General features: G+C 66.5%; 4 protein-coding genes. 2 read left to right on the top strand and 2 right to left on the bottom strand.

Going from position 1 to position 4,395, the window contains the following annotated elements:
* Window positions 1–207: 207 nt before the first annotated feature.
* Complete coding sequence (locus tag QSG27_RS27845) at window positions 208–819, top strand: recombinase family protein (protein WP_306711970.1); 612 nt, start codon at window positions 208–210, stop codon at window positions 817–819.
* An 83-nt stretch (window positions 820–902) separates the two neighbouring features.
* Complete coding sequence (locus QSG27_RS27840; RefSeq protein WP_306711968.1) at window positions 903–1,133, top strand: hypothetical protein; 231 nt, start codon at window positions 903–905, stop codon at window positions 1,131–1,133.
* A 368-nt stretch (window positions 1,134–1,501) separates the two neighbouring features.
* Here the strand turns inward: QSG27_RS27840 and QSG27_RS27835 are convergent, their stop codons facing one another.
* Together QSG27_RS27835 and QSG27_RS27830 are read right to left on the bottom strand one after the other, a co-directional pair.
* Window positions 1,502–2,977 (bottom strand): VapE domain-containing protein, encoded by a 1,476-nt coding sequence (locus QSG27_RS27835; RefSeq protein ID WP_306711966.1) that lies wholly within the window; start codon window positions 2,975–2,977, stop codon window positions 1,502–1,504.
* Window position 2,978: 1 nt separating this feature from the next.
* On the bottom strand, window positions 2,979–3,944 hold the full coding sequence (locus QSG27_RS27830) for a hypothetical protein (RefSeq protein ID WP_306711964.1): 966 nt from the start codon (window positions 3,942–3,944) through the stop codon (window positions 2,979–2,981).
* Window positions 3,945–4,395: the final 451 nt, after the last annotated feature.

Genomic DNA, 4,395 nt, shown 5'->3' with positions numbered 1-4,395 from the left:
CCCCGATCTGTTTCCGGAAACAGTTCGACTGAGGGCATGGGGACCGCCCATCGCCTCCTTCCGTAGCCCTGCGGCGGGTGTTCCGAAACCCCCTCTGGACTCCGCCCCGCCGAGCCCTTGGAAACACGGGCTCCGGCGAACTGTCCGGTGGTGTCCCGGAACCACCCGGTTTGTTGACAGGTCGGCGATCCGTGCGACCCTGGGGGCATGAAGAAGGTCGCGATCTACGCCAGGGTCAGCACCGACCGGCACCAGACGGTCGAGAACCAGCTTCGCCAACTCCAGGAGGTCGGCGAGCGGCTGGGCTGGATTGTTGTCGCCGTTCATACCGACACCGGCATCTCTGGGGCGAAGGGCCGGGATCAGCGTCCCGGCTTCGACGCCCTGCTGCGAGGCGTCGCCCGCCGGGAGTTCGACATGGTGGCGGCGTGGTCGGTGGACCGGCTGGGCCGCTCCCTTCAGGACCTCGTAGGATTCCTGGCGGACATCCAGGCCCGCGGCGTCGATCTGTACCTGCACCGCCAGGGCGTGGACACCAGCACGCCGTCGGGTCGGATGATGTTCCAGTTGCTCGGCGTATTTTCGGAATTCGAACGCGAAATGATCCGGGAGCGGGTCCTGGCCGGTCTGGACCGGGCCAAGGCGAAGGGCACCCGGATCGGCCGGCCGCCGATGGAGCCGAAGCTGGTCCGACAGATCCAGGAGGCCCTGGCCGCCGGCACCGGCGTCCGGGCGGTCGCCCGGCAGACCGGGGCCAGCCCCACGACGGTGTCGCGGATCAAGGCCATGCTGCCCGAGCAGCCAGTCGCCGCCGGCTGAGCCCGGCGAGGAACCGGTCAGGGCGGGCCGGCCGGTAAATACCGGGACGCCAGCCTGGGCGTCATGGCAGCATGGAGCCTCTGATGAAGATGACCGACCTGTTCTGGAACCGCAGCCGGCAGTCCAACCGGCACCACGCCCACACCGTCGCCCTGATGCTGGACAGCCTGGATTGGGCTCGGTTCCGGTCCTTCGCTGAGGACCACGCCGACGTGGAAATCCTCGACGCCAACCTCGATGCCAACCGGGTCGCCGTCCAGGTCGGGTGCCGGTCGGCCGACACCGCCCATCGGCTGGAGGACGCCTGGGGGTGAGGCGGCGGAGCGGGCTGCCGGTCCGGCTCCCGCCGGCCGGCTCGGCCGCGGAACCATCGGTGGAAGGATCGCGGAACCTTCGTTCCGGCTGAAGCCGTTGGAAATGCTGGGTTTGGAAGGATGGAAGGATGGAAGGATGGAAGGATCAAAACTCCCCTACACCTTTCCCCGTCCTCTCCCCTGTTCCTTTTCAGTTTAGGCTGAAGGGAAAGGTTTCATCCTTCCATCCTTCCAAATCCATCTGGAGCCGTTGATTTTCTTGGGTTTTCCGATGGAAGGATCGGGACGCGATCCTTCCACGATCCTTCCGCCCAGGGCGACGTGCCGCCGGTCGAACCGGGCCGGACAGAGCCGGCCCGGCCGCTGCGTCACGCCGACTTGCGAACCAAGGCCAGCACCTGCCCCCGCGGGTTGGCCGGCTGGCCGCCACCGTCGGGCTCGGCCTCCGGCATCGGCGGGGTGAGGCAGTACTGGATGCCGTTGCTGACCTTGCTCTCGACCGTCCAGCCGTACTTGGGCAGTTCGGCCCGGAGGATGTTGCCGAAGGTCTTCTGCGTCGTCGGCAACCCGCTGAAATACCGCCGCTCCCACTCGGCGAAGCTCTCCCAGAGGTTCGTCGCCTTGGTCCAGGAGCCGGTCGTCGGGTAGTCGGTCTGGAACCATTGGAGCACCGGATGGACCTGGGCCTGGACCATCTGGTAGGTCTCGACCAGGGTCAGGTTGCCGCCGTCGAGGTACGGACACACCGCCGTCTCGTCCACCGACCGCCAGAGATCGCGGGCGTCGAGATCCTTCTGGAACTGATCGACCGGAATCCGATCCTGGGTCTCCAGTTCGAAGAACCGCCGGGTCCCCGAGGGATCGCGGATCACGTCGCACAGGGGGAAGTTGCCGCAACCGAAGAAGGTCGAGAACACCAGATCCTTCCCGGCCTTCTGGTAAAGCTCCCGGAAGACCGCGTGCTTCGCCGTCATCAGCCGTTTCACCGTATTGGCGTCGGCCTTGCTGGCGTTGGCCATCTCGTCGAACCAGATCACCGGGGCGGTCCGCAGCAGCCCAGTCATTGAGCGGTCGCTGAACAGGTCGAAGCCCGCCTGAAACACGCCATCGCCGATGGGGCCGAGGAACCAGCCGGAGAACAGGCTCTTGCCGGTGCCCTGCTTGGGCGAGAACAGGTACGGCATGATGTGCACCGTCTCCTGGTGGCCGGCCATCTGCCGTTTGACCCGCCAGATGAAGCTCCGGAGCACGATGGTGCAGGCGGCGACGAACCCGGCGTCAGCCCGCTTGTCGGGATGCAGGAGGGCGGTCACGAGGTCGTTCCATCGGTCGGCTCGCGGATCGCCGTCGAAGGCCAGGGCTTCGGCCGTCTCCTTGAGCATCAGCCGGTGGGTGTCGGTATTGAAGCGGTTCAGCGTCGCCCGTAGGTGGTCGGTCCGGAAGGTGCCGCCGTGATCGCCCACCCACTCGACGATGGCGTCCCAGACGTAGGACTCGGACAGAATGGTCCGGCCGTCCGGCGTCGGCGGGCAGTCGTACATCCCGTCGAGCCGCTGCCGGTAGCCGCGGGAGGTCATGAACAGGTCGATGAACTCCCGCCCGGTGTGGGGCTGGCCACCGAGGTCGTGGACGATCCGGAGGTCCCGGACCTCGCGGGCGGCGTCAGCCGCGTTCTTGCCCATCCGGACCACCCAGAATTCCCGGATGTCCTCGTAGGTCTCGTGGTCGAGCTTGCCGGCCTCGACGGCGAGCCGCCGGAATTCCCGCACATCGTCGCGGGTCGGCTGGTAGTCGTTTTGCGACAGGACCTTCTCCATGAAGGCCGTCAGGTTCTCGTTTGCCATGTCAGTTGTTCGCGATTTTGCGATTCCCTTGTTTTTTCTGGAAGTATTTCTCCCGCAGTTGGTCGCGGAAGGACGGCTTGGTGGGGGGAAGGTTTCGCGGACGCTGCAGACCGGCCTCCAGGCCGTTCCGCAGCGTCCGCCGGATCTCGGTCTCGCCGAGGCCGGCGGCGAGGCCCGCCTCGGTCAGCCGGGCTTCCACCACGACGCGGTCGAGGGCACCGGTGGCGACCAGTTGGCCGAGGTTGAAGGCGGCCTCGTGGAGTTTGGGGTTCCGGCCGCCTTGGCCGGTGTGCCGGAGGGCCTCGGCCTCCCGCTCCAGGGCGACCTCGGCGTACCGGGTCGCCTGGGGCCCGACGATGGCGTCGCCGGTGAGCACCGGGGCCACGAAGGTCTCGGCGGCGAATGCCCGCCAGTCCAGCAGTCGGCCGGCGTTCATCCACATCAGGGCGTCGCCCGCGTGGTCGGGGTGACAGGCCGGGATGTAGAAGGGCCGCGACACCGCCAGGGTCGAGCGGTCCACCGGTCCGAGCCACGCCAGCATGGCCTTGCGGCGGGCGTACCACTCGCCGACCGGGCAGTCCTCGGCGAGCGGCAGGACGATCCGGAAACGGTCGGCCGGCTCCGGGTGATCCTCATCGACCACGAGGTGGTTGTACGAGGTGTAGGCGAAGTAGGTGAACTCGGCGAAGTGCTCGATGGCGTCCGGGATCGTCCAGCCGCCGTCGATGTCGGCGACGACCATGCTGTACCCCAGGACGTTGGCGGCGGAGCGGCGGATGTACGGTTTGCCGCTGGCGGGGTTGATCACCGGCGTGCCGGTGACCTCGTCCACCACCGGGTCGTAGTCGCTGGTGTCGTCGCGGAACGCCGCCGGAACGAACATCGCGGTCCGCTTCTTGTCCTGGACGAGGTGGTGGGACGGGAGATAATCGAGGAAATCCTCCCAGGTCACGGCCTGGGTGGTCACGACGCGGTTGTCCCCGCGGCTGTCGAACGTCGTGACAAAGTATTCTCGGGTCATTTCTTGCCTGCCAGAAAAACGCCCGCCCGGTCGGCACACCGGGCGGGCACATGGCAAGCAAGTATGGTCTTGCACAAACCCGCAGGGCGACCACGCCTGCGAGGAACTGATGACGATATAACTTGCTTGCCCTCAAAGGGGTGCCGCCCCTCGGAAGGTATTTAGGCATATCGTGAGGTCGGAAGTCGAAATTCCATTTCCGGTCAATTCAGGGAAATTTCGGCTCCGAATTCCGAATATTGACTTCCCCGTTCGAAGGTGATCCGCCACGAGGCCCGACCATCGGGCCTCCGAAGGATGCCCCGATCACACCCACTCGACCGCCCGAAGCCAGTGACGGACAATATCGCCGTCCCGACCAGACGGAGCTACAACGTGTCCCTCCTCGGCTCCACCA

Origin of the sequence: Azospirillum isscasi, assembly GCF_030849505.1 — a bacterium.
GTDB classification, from domain to species: domain Bacteria; phylum Pseudomonadota; class Alphaproteobacteria; order Azospirillales; family Azospirillaceae; genus Azospirillum; species Azospirillum isscasi.
This window is presented reverse-complemented; position numbering and strand designations above follow the sequence as displayed.

What these genes read in the sequence shown, in the direction of transcription:
- QSG27_RS27845 (WP_306711970.1), top strand. Translation starts at nt 208, where the DNA reads ATGAAGAAGGTCGCGATCTACGCCAGGGTCAGCACCGACCGGCACCAG.
- QSG27_RS27840 (WP_306711968.1), top strand. Translation starts at nt 903, where the DNA reads ATGAAGATGACCGACCTGTTCTGGAACCGCAGCCGGCAGTCCAACCGG.
- QSG27_RS27835 (WP_306711966.1), bottom strand. Translation starts at nt 2,977, where the DNA reads ATGGCAAACGAGAACCTGACGGCCTTCATGGAGAAGGTCCTGTCGCAA.